The sequence below is a fragment of the Pseudahrensia aquimaris genome (genome assembly GCF_042676045.1).
Taxonomy (GTDB): domain Bacteria; phylum Pseudomonadota; class Alphaproteobacteria; order Rhizobiales; family Rhizobiaceae; genus Pseudahrensia; species Pseudahrensia aquimaris.
The window spans coordinates 25,617-45,959 of sequence record NZ_JBHTJV010000009.1; the positions used below are offsets into that span (position 1 = coordinate 25,617).

The 20,343-nt window shown below is 57.9% G+C and carries 21 protein-coding genes and 1 tRNA gene; 17 read left to right on the top strand and 5 right to left on the bottom strand.

Annotated features, from left to right (window positions below):
• The first annotated feature begins 134 nt into the window (after positions 1-134).
• Genes ACFQ14_RS08940 through ACFQ14_RS08950 form a run of 3 tightly spaced genes read left to right on the top strand, consistent with a single transcriptional unit; the run spans position 135 to position 2,890 of the window.
• On the top strand, positions 135-404 hold the full coding sequence (locus tag ACFQ14_RS08940) for a DUF3489 domain-containing protein (protein WP_377212393.1): 270 nt from the start codon (positions 135-137) through the stop codon (positions 402-404).
• A gap of 12 nt (positions 405-416) precedes the next feature.
• A complete protein-coding gene (locus tag ACFQ14_RS08945; protein ID WP_377212394.1) occupies positions 417-983 on the top strand; it encodes a DUF2924 domain-containing protein in 567 nt (188 codons plus the stop codon).
• 26 nt (positions 984-1,009) lie between these two features.
• Positions 1,010-2,890 carry a recombinase family protein gene (locus ACFQ14_RS08950; RefSeq protein WP_377212395.1) on the top strand — a complete coding sequence of 627 codons (1,881 nt, stop codon included), beginning with the start codon at positions 1,010-1,012 and terminating at the stop codon, positions 2,888-2,890.
• A 232-nt stretch (positions 2,891-3,122) separates the two neighbouring features.
• Here the strand turns inward: ACFQ14_RS08950 and ACFQ14_RS08955 are convergent.
• Positions 3,123-3,212: transfer RNA gene (locus ACFQ14_RS08955), tRNA-Ser, on the bottom strand.
• Positions 3,213-3,560: 348 nt separating this feature from the next.
• Between ACFQ14_RS08955 and ACFQ14_RS08960 the strand changes: the two genes are divergently transcribed.
• The 14 genes from ACFQ14_RS08960 to ACFQ14_RS09025 all read left to right on the top strand — a co-directional run bounded on the left by ACFQ14_RS08960 (position 3,561) and on the right by ACFQ14_RS09025 (position 15,678).
• On the top strand, positions 3,561-4,232 hold the full coding sequence (locus ACFQ14_RS08960; protein WP_377212396.1) for a 50S ribosomal protein L21: 672 nt from the start codon (positions 3,561-3,563) through the stop codon (positions 4,230-4,232).
• A gap of 32 nt (positions 4,233-4,264) precedes the next feature.
• A complete protein-coding gene (gene rpmA, locus ACFQ14_RS08965) occupies positions 4,265-4,534 on the top strand; it encodes a 50S ribosomal protein L27 (protein WP_377212397.1) in 270 nt (89 codons plus the stop codon).
• 140 nt (positions 4,535-4,674) lie between these two features.
• Entirely contained in the window at positions 4,675-5,235 is a 561-nt protein-coding gene (locus ACFQ14_RS08970; RefSeq protein WP_377212398.1) for a GNAT family N-acetyltransferase, read from the top strand.
• 85 nt (positions 5,236-5,320) lie between these two features.
• Positions 5,321-5,878 carry a DUF3833 family protein gene (locus ACFQ14_RS08975; RefSeq protein ID WP_377212399.1) on the top strand — a complete coding sequence of 186 codons (558 nt, stop codon included), beginning with the start codon at positions 5,321-5,323 and terminating at the stop codon, positions 5,876-5,878.
• Between the two features lie 86 nt (positions 5,879-5,964).
• Positions 5,965-7,038, top strand: a complete 1,074-nt coding sequence (gene obgE, locus ACFQ14_RS08980) for a GTPase ObgE (RefSeq protein ID WP_377212400.1) — start codon at positions 5,965-5,967, stop codon at positions 7,036-7,038.
• A 4-nt stretch (positions 7,039-7,042) separates the two neighbouring features.
• Positions 7,043-8,191 (top strand): glutamate 5-kinase, encoded by a 1,149-nt coding sequence (gene proB, locus ACFQ14_RS08985; RefSeq protein ID WP_377212401.1) that lies wholly within the window; start codon positions 7,043-7,045, stop codon positions 8,189-8,191.
• The gene (locus ACFQ14_RS08990; protein ID WP_377212402.1) at positions 8,184-9,470 is read left to right on the top strand and encodes a glutamate-5-semialdehyde dehydrogenase; all 1,287 of its coding nucleotides are present in this window, start codon (positions 8,184-8,186) and stop codon (positions 9,468-9,470) included. Before proB ends, ACFQ14_RS08990 begins: the two co-directional genes overlap by 8 nt.
• 37 nt (positions 9,471-9,507) lie before the next feature.
• Positions 9,508-10,119 carry a nicotinate-nucleotide adenylyltransferase gene (locus tag ACFQ14_RS08995; protein WP_377212937.1) on the top strand — a complete coding sequence of 204 codons (612 nt, stop codon included), beginning with the start codon at positions 9,508-9,510 and terminating at the stop codon, positions 10,117-10,119.
• Between the two features lie 107 nt (positions 10,120-10,226).
• Entirely contained in the window at positions 10,227-10,607 is a 381-nt protein-coding gene (rsfS, locus tag ACFQ14_RS09000; RefSeq protein WP_377212938.1) for a ribosome silencing factor, read from the top strand.
• 10 nt (positions 10,608-10,617) lie between these two features.
• The gene (rlmH, locus tag ACFQ14_RS09005; RefSeq protein ID WP_377212403.1) at positions 10,618-11,097 is read left to right on the top strand and encodes a 23S rRNA (pseudouridine(1915)-N(3))-methyltransferase RlmH; all 480 of its coding nucleotides are present in this window, start codon (positions 10,618-10,620) and stop codon (positions 11,095-11,097) included.
• Between the two features lie 106 nt (positions 11,098-11,203).
• Complete coding sequence (locus ACFQ14_RS09010; protein ID WP_377212404.1) at positions 11,204-12,610, top strand: murein hydrolase activator EnvC family protein; 1,407 nt, start codon at positions 11,204-11,206, stop codon at positions 12,608-12,610.
• Positions 12,600-13,946: a S41 family peptidase gene (locus ACFQ14_RS09015; RefSeq protein ID WP_377212405.1), complete on the top strand. Its 1,347-nt coding sequence runs from the start codon at positions 12,600-12,602 to the stop codon at positions 13,944-13,946. The genes ACFQ14_RS09010 and ACFQ14_RS09015 overlap by 11 nt, the downstream gene beginning before the upstream one ends.
• 110 nt (positions 13,947-14,056) lie before the next feature.
• Positions 14,057-15,169, top strand: a complete 1,113-nt coding sequence (locus tag ACFQ14_RS09020) for a divergent polysaccharide deacetylase family protein (RefSeq protein WP_377212406.1) — start codon at positions 14,057-14,059, stop codon at positions 15,167-15,169.
• Positions 15,166-15,678 (top strand): RNA pyrophosphohydrolase, encoded by a 513-nt coding sequence (locus ACFQ14_RS09025; protein ID WP_377212407.1) that lies wholly within the window; start codon positions 15,166-15,168, stop codon positions 15,676-15,678. The genes ACFQ14_RS09020 and ACFQ14_RS09025 overlap by 4 nt, the downstream gene beginning before the upstream one ends.
• Positions 15,679-15,779: 101 nt before the next feature.
• Here the strand turns inward: ACFQ14_RS09025 and ACFQ14_RS09030 are convergent, their stop codons facing one another.
• The 4 genes from ACFQ14_RS09030 to atpA all read right to left on the bottom strand — a co-directional run bounded on the left by ACFQ14_RS09030 (position 15,780) and on the right by atpA (position 20,343).
• Positions 15,780-16,196 (bottom strand): F0F1 ATP synthase subunit epsilon, encoded by a 417-nt coding sequence (locus ACFQ14_RS09030; RefSeq protein ID WP_377212408.1) that lies wholly within the window; start codon positions 16,194-16,196, stop codon positions 15,780-15,782.
• Positions 16,197-16,258: 62 nt separating this feature from the next.
• Positions 16,259-17,818 (bottom strand): F0F1 ATP synthase subunit beta, encoded by a 1,560-nt coding sequence (gene atpD / locus ACFQ14_RS09035; protein WP_377212409.1) that lies wholly within the window; start codon positions 17,816-17,818, stop codon positions 16,259-16,261.
• Between the two features lie 52 nt (positions 17,819-17,870).
• Complete coding sequence (locus ACFQ14_RS09040; protein ID WP_377212410.1) at positions 17,871-18,755, bottom strand: F0F1 ATP synthase subunit gamma; 885 nt, start codon at positions 18,753-18,755, stop codon at positions 17,871-17,873.
• Positions 18,756-18,813: 58 nt separating this feature from the next.
• Positions 18,814-20,343: a F0F1 ATP synthase subunit alpha gene (gene atpA, locus ACFQ14_RS09045; RefSeq protein ID WP_377212411.1), complete on the bottom strand. Its 1,530-nt coding sequence runs from the start codon at positions 20,341-20,343 to the stop codon at positions 18,814-18,816.

Genomic DNA, 20,343 nt, shown 5'->3' on the forward strand with positions numbered 1-20,343 from the left:
GGACTTCTGCCACAGCAGAAGCGTTCATGCGTTTGCCGGTAGGTGTAAGCTGCCGGTCTCCCGGCCCGCCTGATCGGGCTTGCCTCGGTACGGGGGCAGAATGATCTGCCTCTGGAACAACTGAGGAGATCACCATGACCAAGACGTCAGATAACAAGCAAGCATCCGCCGCCGCCAAAGCAGAGAGGCTAACCAAGAAAGCGCAGCTTGTGACCCTGCTTCAGCGCAAGAGCGGGATGACGATTGCAGAGGCAAGCGCGAAGTTCGGCTGGCAGCAGCACACAACCCGCGCTGCGCTAACGGGCCTGAGGAAAGCCGGATACTCGATTGAATTGACGAAGACCGGGAACGGAAGTGCTGGCACTTATTGCGCGACAGCCGGTCCGGCGGAGGCTGTCAGATAACGGGGCGGATTGATGACGGTCGTCCGAATGTCCGCCGCCAAGCCTCGACTGATCGCATCCCTTGCCGCACTTGATGGTGCTGGGAGGGATGCGCTCGTTAATCAATGGCGAGATCTGGTCGGGAGGCCACCCCCACCCCATACATCTGTGAGCCTGCTGCGCAGTGTGATCGCTTACGAACTTCAGACGGCGGCGCTTGGGACAGTGCCCAAGCGGGTCGAGCGTGTGCTTGCCGGAAGTTTGAGCGAGGATCGTACGGGTGGATATGGTGCCGCTCCAGTCTCAGCCGTGGGTGCGGAGGCGCTGCTGGCGCGTGGAGGCATTATAGATGATGTTGGGATTACTCCCACCGAGAAGCCTGCATCTCGTCAACCTCGACTGAAGCCTAGCCAACTCACACCCAAACTCGCTGCGGGCACGCAGCTGGTTCGAGAGTGGAACGGGCGCACTTGGCAGGTCGAAGTCGTGAACGGCGGGTTCGTATGCAAAGGCAAACGATACAGATCGTTGTCCGCTATTGCGAAGATGATCACAGGTGCCCACTGGTCTGGGCCAAGGTTCTTTGGATTGCGGCCCTGACGACGAGTAATAGTAATGAACAAAACGTGCGGCGAACCAAGATCCGATGCGCCATCTACACCCGCAAGTCATCGGAGGAGGGACTGGAACAGGAGTTCAACTCGCTCGATGCCCAGAGGGAAGCCTGCGAGGCTTATATCGCCAGTCAGAAGCACGAGGGCTGGGTCTTGCTGAAAGACCACTACGACGACGGTGGCTTATCGGGTGGCACAATGGACCGTCCGGCCTTGCAGAATCTGCTGAATGCCGTTGATGACGGACTGGTTGATCAGATCGTGGTCTACAAGGTGGACCGCCTCACCCGTTCCCTGCCCGACTTCAGTCGTCTGATCGAACGGCTGGACAAGGCGCAAGCCTCATTTGTCTCTGTCACCCAATCGTTCAACACCGCCACCAGCATGGGGCGGCTGACACTCAACGTACTGCTGTCATTCGCCCAGTTTGAGCGGGAGGTCACAGCAGAGCGGATTAGGGACAAGATCGCCGCATCGAAGAAGAAGGGCATGTGGGTGGGTGGTCCGGTGCCGCTGGGATATCTCGTCAAAGACCGCACGCTGATTGCGAGAGAGGACGAAGCCGCCATCGTTCGTCGGATCTACGATCTTTATCTCAAGCACGGCACCATCAGAGAGACCAAGGCTGAAGCCGACAGCCTCGGTCTTCGATCCAGACGCTGGACCACCAGGACAGGCAAGGATCGCGGTGGCCTGCTCTTCACACGGGGGCATCTTTATCGGATCCTGACCAACCCGATCTATACTGGTCTGGTTCACCACAAGGGAGCAACCTATAAAGGCCAACATGACGGTATTGTTGATCCAGCTATCTGGCAGCGGGTGCAGGATCAGTTGTCTATTGCCAAACTGGATCGATCAACTGGTGCGGATGGTGAGTTCGATGCAGCGAAGGATGGCCAAGACCGTGAGAACGCGGAAGGGCAAGAACTGTCGTTCTCTTTCTCATCCATGTCGCCTACCCCACATCCATCACCGGCCAGACCGAAGCGATCGTATCGGACCGATCCATCCCCGCTGGTCGGCAAGGTATTTGACGAGACCGGTGATCGCCTGACGCCGAGTCACGCCAACAAGAAGGGCAAACGATACCGCTACTACATCTCCAACAGATTGATTGCCCGTAGCGGTGAGCGGGAGGCAGTGGACCAGGAAGGTCCTGATAGAGCCGACAATAGTTATGAAGGCGGAAAGCACAAAATAAACAATACCACCAAGCCAATCGGTGGGTGGAGACTGCCAGCACAGGCCTTGGAAAGCGTAATAGCCGATGTTGTCTTGGATTGGCTTGCCGGATCAACTCGGCCTTCTGAGTTACTGATTGACGGATCGGCGGATGAGCAGATGCGCGTTCAGCGTCAAATAGCGACTATGCGCAATGCTGCATCTACAGACGACAGTCCGATTGTACGATTGGCCACCTTGGTAGAACGCATCGATTTGTGGTCAGGTGATGGACGAAGCGGCAAGGTGATCATCAGGTTTGATGACCGCCAGATGACAAATACCCTGGAAATAGGCGTTGATCGACTAAACCCAGATGCTCTTGTGACAAGCATTCCCCTCAACCAGCGCAAGCGCGGAGTGGAAACACGCATGATACTGGGACATGCATCTCCACAGATAGACACCATGCTCATTCGTAATCTGGCTCAAGCCCGCTCTTGGTATCGTGAGTTGAAAGACGGTTCGTCGCTTGCCCGGATAGCGAGGACGAACAACACCACCGTCTCCATGGTCACCCGTATTCTTCCGCTAGCGTTCCTGTCATCGCAAGTCGTTGAAGCAATCTGCACCGGCCAGCATCCGCCCGAACTCACCAGTCGCAAGCTGCGGGACATCGTCATCCCCAGCGACTGGGATGAACAAGCGAAGCTGTTCCAGCTGCGCTAAAGCCTCATACAATCACCGATACCGAGAAAACTGTCGGCTAGTGCCGAGAGCAGCACCGCCAGAAATCCAACACCAAAATCATACCCACCGAAACTGGCATTCGAGACCGACGCGCTAAATCGACCCCAATCAGAGACAAGCGAGAGACGGTTCGAACCGAACCTTGCGTAACCTCCCGTTATATCAAGAGGAAATGTCAAAACAGAGAAAATTGTTTAATATCAGAGACTTGTGGCGGAGAGACAGGGATTCGAACCCTGGGTGCCCGCGAAGGCACAACGGTTTTCGAGACCGCCCCGTTCGACCACTCCGGCACCTCTCCGCGAGGCTTGATGTTGGGTCGGGCTTTTCAAGCTGGGTGGCAGATATCGGGACTGGGCGGAGTTTTCAAGGGGCAAAGCGAGTGCAGGGCAGCACAATGATTGAGGATTCAAGCCAAAATAATCGCGCAGACTTGAAACGCCCGCCATCCAAGAGCCGTGCCCGTCTCAAAAGGTAGGCGGAAGGCGCAAAAACCTTGACTCTGCCCTGATTTCCTATAATTCACACCTCGAACCGTGGCGTGGGTACTTCCCGCGCCACTTTTTATTGCAACCAGACTGGCAAAAAGACGCCACCGCCCTTCGGGTCGGCAAGGCGGAGCCTGAACACAACCTTTGAAGGAAAAAAGATGTTCGCAGTCGTTAAAACAGGCGGGAAGCAATACCGTGTCGCAGTCGGCGACCAGCTTCGCGTTGAAAAATTGCCCGGCGAAGCCGGTGATATCGTTGAATTGAACGAAGTGCTGATGGTCGGCGACCAAATCGGCACACCGATGCTGGATGGCGCATGCGTCGCGGTCGAAATTCTCGACCAGGCACGCCACCGCAAGGTTATCGCTTTCAAAAAACGTCGCCGCCAGAATTCGCGCCGCACGATCGGTCACCGCCAGCATTTCTCGCTCATCGAGATCACGGAAATTCTGACCGACGGCAAGAAGCCCTCCAAAAAAGCAACAGGCGGCACGAAAAAGCCTGCCAAAGCGCCTAAGGAAGACACCAAAGCAGAAGCGAAGAAGGAAGCGCCTGCAAAGGCCGCTCCCAAGAAGGAAGATGCAGCAGCCCCTGCCGCTTCCGGCGCTCCGCTTTTCAAGGCGCCCGCTGGCGATCCAGACGATCTGACGAAGATCAAGGGCATCGGCCCTGTCGCAAAAGGCCAACTGGCCGAACAGGGCATCACCCAGTTCGCACAGGTTGCCGCATTGACCGACGCAGAGATTGTCATCATCGACGAGGCTATGCCATTCTCCGCTGAGCAGATCAGCGATTGGCGCGCCCAGGCAAAGGAAATGACCAAGGGCTAAACCCCGAGGTCACGGATTAAGGAGACAAACAGATGGCTCATAAAAAAGCAGGCGGTTCCTCCCGCAACGGCCGCGACAGCGCAGGCCGCCGTCTTGGCGTGAAAAAGTTCGGTGGCGAGAACGTCGTTCCCGGCAACATTCTCGTGCGCCAGCGCGGCACCAAGTGGCACCCAGGCCAAAACGTCGGCATGGGCAAAGACCACACAATTTACGCGCTCATTGATGGCAACGTGTCGTTCGCGACCAAAGCCAACAAGCGCACCTACGTATCCGTCATGCCAAAGGCGGAAGCTGCCGAATAAGCCGGATATTTCATTTCATCCGGTGGCTCAGACCCCCGGATGTCATGATAGCGACATTTTGAAAGGGGAGATGGGCCACCATCTCCCCTTTTGCGTTTCGAGGGATTCGCAAAAAGGGCCATCCAAGAAGGAACGCCCCCATGACCACATCTATGGATATCATCGTTACAAAAAGACTGACCCTGCGCCCACCGCTGGAAGTGGATGCAGAGGCGATCAACGAGCAATTCCAGAACACCAACATCACACGCAATCTCACCGGCGTGCCGCACCCTTATGGCTTGCAGGATGCCATCGACTGGATAGACCGTTCGCGCAACACGGCCGATGGCTTGCACTACACGATCCATCGACAACGCTTGATCGGCGTCGTCTCAGCACGACCAGTCGACGGCAAGGTGGAGCTTGGTGCGTGGATGGCGGAGGAAGAATGGGACAAGGGCTATGTCACGGAAGCCGCCCGCGCGCTTCTGGCGGTGGCCTTCCGCAGGTTTGACTGCGATGAAATCCATTCTAGTGCCCTAGAGGACAACGCCGCTTCACTGCGCGTTCAGGAAAAGCTGGGCTTTGTCGAAGTTGGCGAAGACGAGCGCCCGTGCCCGACGCGCGGCCCCGGCACATTCCCGTGCAAGCGCACCCTGCTGACCCGCGCCGAGTTCGAAGCCCGCTTCGGCACACTCGAAACCGCCGATGCGGCGTAAGGCGGGGTGGCCGGGCGCCACCCTTTATGAAACGTTCGGTGTGCGGCGCACGTAGCTGCCGCACAAACCTTTTGGAGACCCCGCCATGCGCGCCCTGAAATCGACCGTTACTCTTCTCTTCGCTGCCTTTGCGGTCATGGCGGCAGCCCTGCTGCCCGCCAGCGCATCCGGCCACACGAAAGAAACCTTCAAGTTCGAAGAGTATTTCTTGGGCAAAACCGTCGCCTATGGCAAATTCTGGGCCATCAACGGCACCCGCCGAACCTTCCGCGTCGACCTTCGCGGCACGTGGAACGGTAAGACGCTGAAACTGGTCGAAGACTTCGCCTATGACGATGGCGTTAACGAGCGCAAGATCTGGTATTTCACTAAAACAGGCCCCGGCCGCTATGTCGGCAAACGCGATGACGTCGAAGGTGTTGCAAATGTCCGCATTCGTGGAAACACGGCACGCTATGGCTATAAGCTTTATCTCGACGCCGAAAACCGCAGCAACCTTGTTCGCCTGCGCGACAGGATGGTGCTGAAGGACGATGGCAACGTGCGCAACACCGCCACCGTGTTCAAACTCGGCCTGCCGGTTGGCCGCGTGGTGGTAAACTTCGCCCGGCCGGAGAGCATCAAAAACCTGAAGCGACCCTAAAACCCAAGTTTCATCTATTCCCTTCGCAAAAGCCGTCGCAGCGGGTATGACTGCCCGAACATCCCATAGCCACCGCTGCCGATCCCATGAAGTTCCTCGACCAAGCCAAAATCTACATTAAATCCGGCGCCGGTGGTGCGGGGTCGGTGTCGTTCCACCGCGAGAAATATGTCGAATATGGCGGCCCCGATGGTGGCGATGGTGGGCGCGGCGGCCATGTATGGGTTGAGGCCATCACCAACCTCAACACGCTGATTGACTATCGTTTCCAGCAGCATTTCAAAGCCTCAATCGGCGGCCACGGCATGGGCCGAAACCGCCACGGCGCAAACGGCGACGACATCACGCTGAAAGTGCCCGTTGGCACGCAGGTTTACGAGGAAGACAACGAAACGCTCATCGTTGATCTGACCGAAGAAGGTCAACGCTTCCGCATTGCGCGGGGCGGCAATGGCGGCTTCGGCAACGCGCACTTCAAAAGCGCCACCAATCAAGCGCCCCGCAACGCCAATCCGGGTCAGGAATCCGAAGAACGCACGATCTGGCTGCGGCTGAAACTCATCGCGGATGCTGGCATTATCGGCCTGCCGAATGCCGGTAAATCCACCTATCTCGCCACCGTTTCCGCCGCCAAGCCGAAGATTGCCGACTATCCCTTCACAACACTGCACCCCAATTTGGGCGTTGCGCGGATTGATACCCGTGGGCTGGTTCTGGCCGATATTCCCGGCCTCATTGAAGGCGCGCATGAAGGTGTTGGCATCGGTGATCGCTTCCTCGGCCATGTGGAACGCACCCGCGCGCTGCTGCATCTGGTCTCCGCGCTGGAGGACGATCTGGTCACCGCCTACAATACCGTGCGCGGCGAGTTGGAGGCCTATGGTCACGGCCTCGCGGACAAAAAGGAAATCGTCGCCCTGTCCAAAGTCGACACTTTGGACGAAGAACTCATCACCATGCTGAGCGCAGAACTGGAGGCCGTCTGCGGCTCCAAAGTCCTCGCCCTGTCCTCCGCCACCAACCGCGGCATCGAAGACACTCTTCGCGCTTTGGCGGACGAGGTAGAGGCGCAGAAAAAGGCCGAACAGCCAGACGAAGACGACGAGCGTTGGGCGACGAATCTGCCCGAACACGATCACCGCGAAGAGACCACCGATTGATCCGATGCCTGCACGTCTGACAAAAGCCAAACGGATCGTCATCAAGATCGGCTCCGCCTTGCTGGTTGATCGCGAGAGCGGCGTCAAACAGGACTGGCTGAACGCGCTGGCCGACGATATCGCCGCGCTCACCAAGCGCGGCAAGCAGGTGCTGCTGGTCTCCTCCGGCGCGATTGCGCTGGGCCGAAACGTGCTGAAATTTCCCCGCCGTCCGCTGAAGTTGGACGAAAGCCAAGCTGCAGCCGCTGTCGGCCAGATCGCGCTCGGCAAGGCATGGGCAGACGCGCTGGGCGCGCGCGATATCGTGGCTGGACAAATTCTGCTCACGCTCAACGATACAGAGGGCCAAGCCAGCCGCCGCTCCTATCTCAACGCCCGAGACACCATCGAACGGCTGCTGAAACTGGGCGCGGTTCCTGTGGTCAACGAGAACGACACCGTGGCCACATCAGAAATTCGCTACGGCGACAACGACCGCCTCGCCGCCCGTGTCGCCACCATGATGGACGCCGATCTTCTGATCTTGCTCTCCGACATAGACGGCCTCTACACCGCTCCGCCAAACGAAAATGCGGACGCCGAATTCATCCCGCAGGTCGATGCCATTACGCCCGAAATCGAAGCGATGGCCGGTTCCGCCGGCTCGGAATTGTCGCGCGGTGGCATGGTGACAAAAATCGAGGCCGGCAAAATCGCAACCCGTGCAGGCACGGCGATGGTCATCACCTCCGGTACGCGCATGAACCCGATTGCCGCGCTAGAAGCGGGCGAACGCGCCACATGGTTCGACGCCGCCCCCGCCCACGGCACGGCACGCAAGAACTGGATCGCCGGTCAGTTGGAGCCCTCCGGCACAATCACCATCGACGATGGTGCAGCCAAAGCTCTAACCAACGGCAAAAGCCTGCTCCCCGCCGGTGTGCGCACAGTCGATGGAACTTTCGATCGGGGCGATGCAGTGGCCATCCAATCGCTGTCAGGCACCATTCTCGGCCACGGCCTCATCGCCTATGATTGCGATGAAGCCCGTCTCATCGCAGGAAAGCGCAGCGAAGATCTAGCCGCGCTGCTTGGCTATGAAGGCCGCTCGACGATGATACACCGCGATGATATGGCGCTTGCGCCCAAAAGTGATACAAAAAACCATGCTTGAAAAAACCAACCACACCGAAACAGAAATCACCGCACTGATGCTCGACATGGGCGCGAAGGCCCGCAAGGCCGCCCGCGCGCTCGCCACCGCCAGCGTTGACCGCAAACACGCCGCACTCACCGGCGCCGCCGAAGCCCTGCAAAGACGCGCCAGCGAAATTCTCGACGCCAACGCAATCGACATGATGAACGGCGAGGAAGCCGGCCTCTCCGCGCCCATGCTGGACAGGCTCAACCTCACCAAAGACCGCATTCTGGACATGGCTGCTGCCGTGCAGGCCATCGCCGCCTTCCCTGATCCGGTCGGCTCCATCATGGCCGAGTGGGACCGCCCCAACGGCCTGCACATCGAGCGCGTGCGTACACCGCTCGGCGTCGTCGGCGTCATCTATGAAAGCCGCCCGAACGTCACCGCAGATGCGGGTGCGCTGTGCGTGAAAGCGGGCAATGCGGTGATTTTGCGCGGTGGCTCCGACAGCTTCAATTCCTCCCGCGCCATCCATACCTGCATGGTGGACGGCATGAAGAAGGCCGGACTGCCGGAAGACGCCATCCAGCTTGTCCCCGTCACCGACCGTCAGGCCGTGGGCGAAATGCTCAAAGGCTTGGGCGGAACCGTGGACGTCATCGTGCCGCGTGGTGGGCGCTCCCTCGTTGAGCGGGTGCAAAACGATGCCCGCGTGCCGGTCTTTTCCCATCTGGAAGGACTGGTGCACGTCTATGTCGACAAGAGCGCCGATCTCGATATGGCGGCCAAAATCATCCTCGATGCCAAACTGCGCCGCGTCAGCATTTGCGGCGCTGCCGAAACTCTGCTGATCGACGCGAACGACGCCGACCGCCTCGCTGGCCCGCTTATCCAAGCGCTCATCGACCGCGGCTGCGAAGTGCGCGGCGATGCGGCCATCAAGGCGCTCTCGCCCGACGTGGTTGCCGTCAAACAAGAAGACTGGTCAACCGAATATCTCGACAAGATCATTTCCGCGCGTCTGGTCAACGGTGTGAACGAAGCCATCGACCACATCAACACATGGTCATCCAACCACACTGAAGCGGTCATCGCGCAAGACCCACATGTGGTCGAGAAATTCTTCAACGAACTCGACAGCGCCATCCTGCTGCACAACGCCTCCACCCAGTTTGCCGACGGCGGCGAATTCGGCATGGGCGGCGAAATTGGCATTGCCACCGGCAAGATGCACGCCCGCGGCCCCGTTGGCGTGGAGCAGCTTACCTCGTTCAAATACCGCGTGCGCGGCAGCGGTCAGATACGTGGCTGATGGCGTGAGCGCGGCCAGTCTGCGCCGCTACGCCAAAATGCCCTTTGCCGGCTCCGGCCAGCGCATCGGCCTGTTCGGCGGCTCGTTCAACCCGCCGCACGATGGCCATGTCCATGTCTGCGAACAGGCCTTGCGGCGGCTGGAACTCGACTGGATCTGGTGGCTCGTCACCCCAGGCAATCCGCTCAAAGACACGTCAAACCTCGCGCCGCTGGAAGAGCGGCTGGCATTGTGCGAAGCGATCACGCCCGATCCCCGCATGAAAATTACCGCCATCGAGGCAGGCCTCCACTCGCGCTACACCGCCGACACGCTGGAGCACATCGTTTCCCGCAATCCTGAGTGCCATTTTGTGTGGATCATGGGCGCCGACAATCTGGGCCAGTTCCACCGCTGGGACCGCTGGCGCGACATCGCCCAGCTTGTGCCCATCGCTGTCATCGACCGCCCCGGTTCCGCGATGGCGCTTCATTCCGCACCCGCCGCGCAAACACTGCGCCGCTACCGCTTGGACGAAGCCGACGCCGCCCGCCTGCCATTGCTCGAGCCACCGTCATGGACCTTCCTGCACGGTCCCAGATCGTCACTCTCCTCCACCGCCTTGCGCGCAAAGCAGGCTATGAACATTTCGCAGGACGACGCCGAATAACGGCACACCACAGGAAGGCAATGAAAAGTTGCCCTTTTTCGCGAAAAGGGCTTAATCTAACCATATCGGCACTGTCGCCGACGTCATGCTCATGAGAGGCAAGAACCCTGAACGCTGCAACGCTTTCGAACAAAGCTGCGTCACCCGACACCGACGCTCAAACCCTCCTCAACCTCGTCCTCACCAGTCTGGACGATTCCAAAGCCGAGGAAGTCTCGTCCATCCCGATCACCGGAAAATCCTCGCTCGCCGACTACATCGTAGTCGCGTCCGGGCGTTCGCACCGGCACGTCAACGCGGTAGCCGACAGGCTTTTGCGTGACCTGAAGGATGATGGTCGGGGCACGCCCAAAGTCGAAGGCATGCCCGCCTGCGATTGGGTGTTGGTCGATGCGGGCGACGTGATCGTCCATCTTTTCCGCCCCGAAGTGCGCGAATTCTATAATCTGGAAAAGATGTGGAACGCCGTCGCTGAGGGCGAAGAATAAGGCGCACTGAATGCGCCTCATCATCGCAGCCATTGGCCGGGTGAAAACCGGGCCAGAGCAAGACCTGATTGCCCGCTACACCGATCGCCTCATCAAGACCGGCAAGGCCATCGGCATCACGGCGCTGGAAACTATCGAACTACCCGAAAGCCGCGCCAGCGCCGCCGATCAGCGCAAGCGCGAAGAAGCCGAAGCATTGCTTGCCCGCTTGGGCGATGCGGCAATGATCGTCTTTGACGAGCGCGGCAAATCCCCAGACAGCCGCACCTTCGCTGCCCACATCCAAACCGCGCTAGACAACGGCAAGCCTGCGCTTGCTTTCGTCATCGGTGGCCCGGACGGGTTGGACGAAGCCATTCGTGCCAGAGCCAGCCACGTCGTCGCCTTCGGCAAACTCACCATGCCACACCAGATCGTGCGTCTTTTGGTGGCAGAACAGGCCTACCGTGCAACAACCATCCTCACCAACCATCCCTATCACCGAGACTAGACCAGAGAATTTCGTCGGCAAATTTGTGCCGTTTTGGGCTGGTTAAACGTCTGTTAACACGCGCCACCCCAAGCTGCGCTTTCCACCCGAAAGATGAGCCAAACCCGTGATTCGCCCCACCGCCATATTGACCGCTTTTGCCTGTGTAGCCTTCTCTCCCGCTACACACGCGACCGCGCAGCAGGCTCAGGTGAAGCTGGAAGACCGCATCTCACCCGACGAGGAAAAAGAGGCAAGCAAAGCTGAACTCGAAGCGCTGCGCGAAAGCCTTGAGCAAGTCACCGAACGCCAGCGTCGTCTTCGCGAGGAAATTGATCGGCTGGATAAGGACAAAGGCGCGATCAACCGCGCACTCATCGAAACGGCAAACCGTAGCCAGCAACTCGATGCAGGCATTGCCGAGCAGGAAAAGAAGCTCGCACAACTTGATGGCTCGCGCCAAACCCTGCGCAAATCGCTCGCCCGCAAGAGGGGGCTTCTGTCGGAGGTTTTGGCGTCGCTTCAACGCATGGGCAAGAATCCGCCACCAGCCATTCTCGTAAGCCCCGAAGACGCCGTTGGATCGGTGCGCAGCGCCATTCTGCTGGGAGCAGTTGTGCCGGAAGTGCGTGCCGAAACGACGACCCTTTTGGCAGAGCTTCGCACACTTGCAGAAATTGGCCGCCAAATTGAAAACGAACGTCAGTTGCTTGCCACCGATCTTAATAAACTGGCCGAAGACGAAACCCGTCTTTCCCTTCTGTTAGAGGAGCGCGACGCCCAAACCATTCAATCGCGCCAACAACTCGAAGCCGAGCAGGTTTTGGCGCGAGAACTGGCACAAAAGGCCACGTCTCTCGAAGAATTGATCAAGCAAATCGAGACGCAAATCACTTCCGCAAATCAGGCGGCGGAAGCAGCTCGCGCGTCCGACCGAAACCGCGCACAAGCCGAAGCCGAGCGTTTGAAAGCCGCCCGTGAGGCCCTCGCCCGAGGTGAAACGGCCGAGACTTTGGAGCGCCGCGACCGCCTCGCCAAGCTAGACCCACGCTTTGCCGACAACAGCCGCATCGCGCCTGCAATGGCGTTTCGGGCGGCGAAAGGTTTGCTTCCTAAGCCCGTTAGCGGTGAACAAACCCATGAATTTGGAGCAAAATCCACCGCAGGGGTCGTTTTGCCCAATGTCGGCTATGCTACCCGCCCCAACGCGCGGGTGCGTTCGCCCTCAGACGGTTGGGTTGTTTATGCAGGCCCGTTCCGTTCCTACGGCAACATCCTTATTTTGAACGCAGGCGATTCTTATCGTTATATTCTTTCCGGCATGGACAGCCTGAACGTACGCGTCGGCCAATTCGTGCTGGCAGGCGAGCCAGTGGGCCGCATGGGCCTGACGCAAGTTGCCTCAGCAACCGCGCTTGATCTTTCCAGCACCCAGCCAGTGCTGTATGTTGAACTGAGACAGGGTGGTAAACCCATCGACCCCACGCCGTGGTGGGCACGAGAGAACGAAAAAGGGACGGACGATGATACGTAAATACTCCATGCTTCTGGCAGGGGCCGCCATGGGCGCAGTCGCCGCTTTCGCTATCAATGATGGCGTATTGTCCTTCCGCGCAGACGCGGCAGGGCCGGAAACTTATCGCCAACTCGATATTTTTGGCGACATTTTCGAGCGTGTCCGTTCGCAATATGTCAACGAACCCAACGAACAAGAGCTGATCAAGCAAGCCATCAATGGCATGTTGCAATCGCTTGACCCGCACTCATCATATCTGGACCCCAAAGAACGCGAGGCCATGTCGACCCAGACACGCGGCGAATTCGGCGGCCTGGGCATCGAAGTGACTATGGAAGACGAGTTGGTGAAAGTCATCGCACCAATCGACGACACACCAGCCTCCAAAGCAGGCGTTCTATCCGGCGATCTGATTTCGGAAATCGACGGCGAGAAAGTTCGTGGCCTTTCGCTGCAACAAGCGGTCGAGAAAATGCGCGGCCTCGTCAACACACCCATTGATTTGACCATCCTGCGCAAAGGCGCGGACGCACCCATCAAAATCAAAATCGTGCGCGATACGATCGTCGTCAAATCCGTCAAATACCGCATCGAAGGCGACGACATCGGCTATCTCGATATCAACGGCTTCACCGAACAAACGTTTAGCGGCCTGAAGGACTCCATCGAGAAAATTCAAGCGGCAGTGCCGGACGACAAACTCAAAGGGTATGTTATCGATCTGCGCTTGAACCCGGGCGGTCTGCTCAATCAGGCTGTATCTGTCTCCAACGCCTTCCTTGATCGCGGCGAAATCGTTTCCACCCGCGGTCGCCAGAAAGACAACGTGGTGCGCGAAAGCGCAACGCCCGGTGATCTGACCAAGGGCAAACCGGTCATCGTTCTGGTCAACGGCGGCTCCGCTTCCGCATCGGAAATCGTTGCCGGCGCCCTGCAAGATCACCGCCGCGGCACCGTCCTCGGCACACGCTCATTTGGCAAGGGATCGGTGCAAACCATCATCCCGCTGGGCCAGAACGGTGCGCTGCGTCTCACCACGGCGCTGTATTACACGCCAAGCGGTTGTTCCATTCAGGGCAAGGGCATCGACCCGGACATCGTGGTTGAACAGCCATTGCCAGAAGAACTCAAGGGACGCGCTCAGCCAAGCGGCGAGTCTTCGCTTCGCAACTCAATCCAGGGCGACGCACAGGACGAGAGCGGCTCAGGCTCAATCGCCTATGTCCCACCGGATCCAAAAGACGACATCCAACTCAAGGCAGCGATGGATCTGTTGCGCGGTGTAACCACCAATGCAGCCTTCCCACCAGACCCAAACAACATTCCGAAAGGAACCACCTGCAAGCGGGTATAACGGTTACTGCTTTGCAATTGGCTTCAAACGCCTTATCGCGCCATCGGGGTCTTGGTCCCGGTGGCGCTTTTGTTTAGAACAAAGCCTGTGATGATGCGGAATCAGTCGTAATGGACGATCTCAACAAACCGCTGGGGCAAAAGCCTGCGAAACAAGCGCGGTCTCGCGCCCCTTTATGGGCAGCAGCTCTGGCTCTTGGCGTCGCAGGGCTTGGCTATCTGTTCTGGACAAGCCAAAGCGCAAACCAGCCCGATACCGTGGTCGCCATCAAAGACGCCAAAGTTGAGCCCGAACCTGTCCCACCACCACAGCCAGCACAGCCTGTCGCACCCGCACCAGTTGAGCCAGCACCACAAACTGCGCAACAACCGGATCCACCTTCGCAGACCGCTTTCCGCCCCCGCACAGACGACACGCCAAAACGTCCCGCATGGGTGTTTATGCCGGAATTGGCGGAGGAGACCGACAACGGCATTTTGCCGAAGATTTCAACAGGTGGCATCCGCCCGCTCGACGCCTATTCCAACCCGCTCACAACCATCGGTCCCACGCGCATCGCCATTGTCATCGGCGGCTTGGGCATTTCACAGACAGGAACGCAAAAGGCCATCGACGATCTTGACAGCGAAGTGACGCTTGGGTTTTCAGCAGTTGGCAATTCGCTTAACCGCTGGATGCAGGTCGCCCGCAAACAGGGCCACGAGGTCGCTCTGCAAATTCCTATGGAGCCGATTGGCTACCCCACGGTCGATCCCGGCCGCAACACCCTGCTCGCCGACGCGCCGCCAGCAGAAAACATTGCACGCCTGCACAGCGCCCTGGGCCGCATGACGAATTATCCCGTGGTGATGAACTATCTGGGAGGCAATTTCGCCAACAAGCGCGAAGCCATTGAGCCGATTTTGAAAGAGCTTCGCGACCGTGGCCTAGCCTATCTGGATGATGGCTCAAGTGCTGCCAGCATTGCACTGGATTTGGCCGAAGAATTGCGTCTTCCCAATGGTGTCGGAAGCATCATTCTGGATGATGTTCGCGATCCGAAGGCTATCGAAAATCAATTGCGCAACATCGAGTTGCTCGCCCAAAGACGCGGCTTCGCAATAGCGACGGGCACCGCGTTTCCCGAGACAATCGCGCAAGTGCAGGCTTACATTGCCGACGCGAAGAAGCGCGGCATTCAAATTGTGCCGCTGAGCAACCTTATGCGCGATTACCCTCGATGAACGAGCCGGCGCTGCCTTACCGCCCCAATGTTGGCATCATGGTTTTGAACGCCGAGGGCAAAGTTTGGATTGGGCGACGTAAGGGCGCGACCAACGGCTCGGAATATGAAAATCAGCCGCAACTTTGGCAGATGCCGCAAGGCGGAGTTGATGAAGGCGAAGAGCTGATGGCGGCCGCCTTGCGCGAACTGTACGAAGAAACAGGCATCAAGAGCGTCCGCGTTCTGGATAAAACGGAAGACTGGATCCGCTACGACTTCCCACCTGAAGTCCTTGGCAAGAAGTTTGAGAAATGGGCCGGACAGAAGCAGATGTGGTTTGTCTTTCGCTTCATCGGTGACGAGACTGAAATCCAGGTCAATCCACCACCCGATGGCCACAAACCGGAATTCGACACTTGGCGATGGGAAGATATGGCGTCACTGCCGGATCTGATCGTGCCGTTCAAACGTGGTGTTTATGAGAAGGTCGTCGCCAGATTTGAGCGTTGGGCCAACTTACCGGCCTAAACACCAGATCGGACAGTCGCATCGTTTGGTAAAGCTGCCGAAGGCAACAAAAAGGGCAGCTCGAAGGCTGCCCTGATTGAAATCCGATATAATCAATCACGCTACGCGGGAAGAATAGCACCTTCCAGCGTCTGCAATTGATGCAAAATTGTTTGCGCGTTGGCCGCTTTCTCATCGTCACCAGCCTTGTGGTGGGCGTCGTAGAGTTCCTGAGCCTTTGCAATCTGCTCATCGTAGATCGCGCGGGTCATATCTTTTTTCGCAACAGCGAACTCGGCCAAAACTGTCAGTTGCGTTGGCGTTACATCAGCAAAACCACCACGCACGAAGAAGGTTTCTTGCGATCCATCGACCATGGTCACTTCCACCATGCCCGGACGCAAAGAGGTCATCACTGGCGAGTGGTTCGCCAAAACGCCCATGTCGCCCTCAGTTGCAGGAACGGACACGATTTCGGCCTCGCCGGAAAGGAGAAGCTTTTCGGGAGAAACGAGTTCAAATGTAAAGCCGTCAGCCATGACTTGCCTTCACTGTGAGAAATTGTTCGGCCCCGCCGTCATGCAGGGCCGAAGGAAAATGTTTATGCTGCTTCCGCTGCCAGTTTCTGCGCTTTTTCGATCGCCTCATCCATGTTGCCGACCATGTAGAATGCAGCTTCGGGAAGGTGATCGTAGTCCCCAGCAACGAGTCCTTTGAAGCCTTTGATCGTGTCTTCCAGATCGACGAGTTTACCGGGCGAACCGGTAAAGACCTCAGCCACGAAGAACGGCTGCGAAAGGAAGCGCTCGATTTTGCGGGCACGGGCCACCGACAATTTGTCCTCTTCAGACAATTCATCCATGCCCAAAATCGCGATGATGTCTTGCAGTGCCTTATAGCGCTGAAGAACCTGTTGGACCTGACGGGCAATGTTGTAGTGCTCTTCACCAACGATCTGTGGGTCCATCATGCGCGATGTAGAATCCAGCGGATCCACGGCAGGATAGATGCCTTTTTCAGCGATCGAACGGTTCAGCGTGGTCGTTGCGTCGAGGTGAGCAAACGATGTGGCTGGCGCGGGGTCGGTCAAGTCATCCGCAGGCACGTAAATCGCCTGCACTGATGTGATCGAACCTTTGGTGGTTGTTGTGATGCGCTCCTGCATCGAGCCCATATCGGTTGCCAATGTCGGCTGATAGCCCACAGCGGAAGGGATACGACCCAGCAGAGCGGACACTTCCGAACCGGCCTGCGTGAAGCGGAAAATGTTGTCCACGAAGAACAGCACGTCCTGGCCTTTGTCGCGGAAGTCTTCCGCAATCGTCAAACCGGAAAGCGCAACACGTGCACGGGCGCCGGGAGGCTCGTTCATCTGACCGTAAACCAGCGCGGCTTTGGAGCCTGCGGTGGAACCGTTGTTTTCTTTCGGATCGACGTTCACGCCGGATTCGATCATCTCGTAATACAGATCGTTGCCTTCGCGGGTGCGCTCGCCGACACCGGCAAACACAGAATAACCGCCGTGCGCTTTAGCGATGTTGTTGATCAATTCCATGATCAAAACCGTCTTGCCCACACCAGCACCGCCGAACAGGCCGATCTTACCGCCCTTTGCGTAAGGTGCCAGCAGGTCAACAACCTTAATGCCGGTCACGAGAATTTCAGCTTCCGTGGACTGATCAACATAATCGGGCGCGTCGGCGTGAATGGCGCGGCTCTCGGTAGCCGTAATCGGACCAACCTCATCCACCGGCTCACCAATCACGTTGATGATACGGCCCAGCATTTCTTCACCGACAGGAACCATGATTGGGGTTCCGGTATCGACAACGGACTGACCGCGAACCAGACCCTCGGTCGCGTCCATCGCGATGGTGCGCACGGTGTTTTCACCAAGGTGCTGCGCTACTTCGAGGATCAGGCGGTTGCCGTTATTGTCTGTTTCCAGAGCGTTCAGAATTGGCGGCAGATGACCTTCGTCAAACTGCACGTCAACGACAGCGCCGATAACCTGCGAGACTTTACCCGCTGCGCCTTTGGCTGCTGCGGAACGTGCCGGAGATTTCGCTGCTGCTGCTTTTGGGGCGGCCTTCTTGGCAGGCGCTTTTTTAGCGGCTGCTTTGGAAGCGGGTGCCTTTTTGGGGGCTGCTGCTTTCGCCATAATGTCTAACCCTTTTCTTTCATACTCGGTGTTCTTGACGGAGCGCCATGAACTAGAGCGCTTCCGCGCCCGCGATAATTTCGATCAATTCGGTCGTGATTTGTGCCTGACGCTGACGGTTGAACGACTGCGTCAGCTTGTCAATCATTTCGCCAGCATTGCGTGTCGCGTTGTCCATAGCAGACATGCGTGCACCCTGTTCGGAAGCGGCGTTTTCGAGCAATGCGCGGAAAATCTGCACGGCCACATTGCGCGGCAACAGATCGTCCAGAATTTCGCCTTCGTCCGGTTCGTAATCATAATTCAGGGCGGCGCTATCGGCAGCACCCTCTTCGATCACCGGAATCTGTGGCGGAATAATCTGCTGTGCCGTTGGCACCTGGCTTATGACCGACTGAAACTCGGAATAAAACAGCGTTGCGATGTCGAACTCTTCATCCTGGAACATCGCCAAAACCTGTTCGGCAATGTCCTGAGCGTTCTGATAGCCGACTTGCTTCACTTCGCGCAGATCAACGGTCTTCATCATGATCGACGAGAATTCTGACTTCAGAACATCCGCGCCTTTTTTGCCGACAGGCAGAATTTTCACCGTTTTGCCAGCGGCCATCAATTCACGTGCTTTGTCGCGAGCGAGACGCGCAATGGACGAGTTGAAGCCGCCACACAGGCCGCGCTCGGCGGTGCAAACCACCAGCAGATGGGTCTTGTCATCGCCCGTGCCAGAAAGCAGTTTCGGCGCGCCATCGGCATCACCTAGAGCGGTCGCGATATTGGCCATCACAGCGTCCATGCGCTGCGAGAACGGACGAGCCGCTTCGGCGGCCTGTTGCGCACGACGCAACTTTGCCGCCGCAACCATCTGCATGGCCTTGGTGATCTTCTGCGTCGCCTTAACGGAGGCGATCCGATTTCTTAGATCCTTAAGGGAAGCCATTAAGGTGTGATCCTCTTGGAAGTGCCGCGGCCGCTAGTGCGACCGCGAACTTTCAATCTTATTCAAAGCCCTTAGCAAAGGCTTCAATGGCGTCTTTCAGGCGGGCTGTCAGGTCGTCATCGAGCGCCTTCTTGGAAGCGATTTCGCCCAGCAGATCTGCATGGTCTGTGCGAAGCGAAGCCAACAGGCCCTGCTCGAACTGACCAACCTGCGAGACTTCAAGCTTGTCCAAAAAGCCATTCACGCCCGCATAAAGAACAGCAACCTGCTCCTCGGTTTTCAGCGGCGAGAACTGAGGCTGTTTCAGCAATTCCGTCAAACGCGCACCGCGGTTCAGCAAACGCTGGGTCGAGGCATCAAGGTCGGAACCAAACTGGGCAAACGCGGCCATCTCGCGATACTGCGCAAGCTCGCCTTTAATCGAACCAGCAACCTGCTTCATCGCCTTCACCTGAGCGGCAGAACCCACGCGGGAGACCGACAAACCAACGTTCACAGCAGGACGGATGCCCTGGAAGAACAGATCGGTTTCCAGAAAGATCTGACCGTCCGTGATCGAAATCACGTTCGTAGGAATAAACGCGGACACATCATTGCCCTGCGTTTCAATGACCGGCAGCGCCGTCAAAGAACCCAAGCCGTTGTCTTCGTTCAGCTTGGCCGAACGTTCCAGCAGGCGGGAGTGCAGATAGAACACGTCACCGGGATAAGCTTCGCGGCCCGGCGGGCGGCGCAGCAGCAGCGACATCTGACGGTAGGACACAGCCTGCTTCGACAGATCGTCATAGCCGATCAGCGCGTGCATGCCGTTATCGCGGAAATATTCGCCCATCGCACAGCCGGTAAACGGTGCCAGATACTGCATAGGAGCAGGATCGGAGGCCGTCGCCGCCACAACGATGGAATATTCCATCGCGCCGCGTTCTTCGAGAATTTTCACGAACTGCGCAACGGTCGAACGCTTCTGACCAACAGCCACATAGACGCAATAGAGCTTTTCGCCCTCATCGCTGCCTGCGTGTGCCGGCTTCTGGTTGAGGAACGTGTCGAGAATAATCGCCGTCTTGCCGGTTTGGCGGTCGCCAATCACAAGCTCACGCTGGCCACGGCCAACGGGGATAAGCGCGTCGATCGCTTTCAGGCCGGTCGCCATGGGCTCATGCACGGATTTACGCGGGATAATGCCCGGCGCTTTCACGTCCACGCGGGCGCGCTGCTTGGCTTTGATCGGGCCTTTGCCGTCAATCGGATTACCGAGACCATCGACCACGCGGCCGAGCAGTTCTTTGCCCACGGGAACGTCCACGATGGCGCCGGTCCGCTTAACGGTGTCGCCTTCTTTAATGGAACGGTCATTACCAAAGATAACAACACCGACATTGTCGGTTTCCAGGTTCAAGGCCATGCCCTGAATACCACCGGGAAATTCCACCATCTCACCGGCCTGGACGTTATCCAGCCCATAGACACGGGCGATACCATCACCGACGGAAAGGACTTGACCGACTTCCGAGACTTGCGCCTCTTTGCCGAAATTCTTGATCTGGTCTTTCAGAATTGCGGAAATTTCCGCAGCACGAATATCCAT

Bases quoted from the DNA above. Each gene is read 5' to 3' on its own strand.
- ACFQ14_RS08940 (WP_377212393.1), top strand. From the start codon at position 135: ATGACCAAGACGTCAGATAACAAGCAAGCATCCGCCGCCGCCAAAGCA.
- ACFQ14_RS08945 (WP_377212394.1), top strand. From the start codon at position 417: ATGACGGTCGTCCGAATGTCCGCCGCCAAGCCTCGACTGATCGCATCC.
- ACFQ14_RS08960 (WP_377212396.1), top strand. From the start codon at position 3,561: ATGTTCGCAGTCGTTAAAACAGGCGGGAAGCAATACCGTGTCGCAGTC.
- rpmA (WP_377212397.1), top strand. From the start codon at position 4,265: ATGGCTCATAAAAAAGCAGGCGGTTCCTCCCGCAACGGCCGCGACAGC.
- ACFQ14_RS08970 (WP_377212398.1), top strand. From the start codon at position 4,675: ATGACCACATCTATGGATATCATCGTTACAAAAAGACTGACCCTGCGC.
- ACFQ14_RS08975 (WP_377212399.1), top strand. From the start codon at position 5,321: ATGCGCGCCCTGAAATCGACCGTTACTCTTCTCTTCGCTGCCTTTGCG.
- obgE (WP_377212400.1), top strand. From the start codon at position 5,965: ATGAAGTTCCTCGACCAAGCCAAAATCTACATTAAATCCGGCGCCGGT.
- proB (WP_377212401.1), top strand. From the start codon at position 7,043: ATGCCTGCACGTCTGACAAAAGCCAAACGGATCGTCATCAAGATCGGC.
- ACFQ14_RS08990 (WP_377212402.1), top strand. From the start codon at position 8,184: ATGCTTGAAAAAACCAACCACACCGAAACAGAAATCACCGCACTGATG.
- ACFQ14_RS08995 (WP_377212937.1), top strand. From the start codon at position 9,508: ATGCCCTTTGCCGGCTCCGGCCAGCGCATCGGCCTGTTCGGCGGCTCG.
- rlmH (WP_377212403.1), top strand. From the start codon at position 10,618: ATGCGCCTCATCATCGCAGCCATTGGCCGGGTGAAAACCGGGCCAGAG.
- ACFQ14_RS09015 (WP_377212405.1), top strand. From the start codon at position 12,600: ATGATACGTAAATACTCCATGCTTCTGGCAGGGGCCGCCATGGGCGCA.
- ACFQ14_RS09020 (WP_377212406.1), top strand. From the start codon at position 14,057: ATGGACGATCTCAACAAACCGCTGGGGCAAAAGCCTGCGAAACAAGCG.
- ACFQ14_RS09025 (WP_377212407.1), top strand. From the start codon at position 15,166: ATGAACGAGCCGGCGCTGCCTTACCGCCCCAATGTTGGCATCATGGTT.
- ACFQ14_RS09030 (WP_377212408.1), bottom strand. From the start codon at position 16,196: ATGGCTGACGGCTTTACATTTGAACTCGTTTCTCCCGAAAAGCTTCTC.
- atpD (WP_377212409.1), bottom strand. From the start codon at position 17,818: ATGGCGAAAGCAGCAGCCCCCAAAAAGGCACCCGCTTCCAAAGCAGCC.
- ACFQ14_RS09040 (WP_377212410.1), bottom strand. From the start codon at position 18,755: ATGGCTTCCCTTAAGGATCTAAGAAATCGGATCGCCTCCGTTAAGGCG.
- atpA (WP_377212411.1), bottom strand. From the start codon at position 20,343: ATGGATATTCGTGCTGCGGAAATTTCCGCAATTCTGAAAGACCAGATC.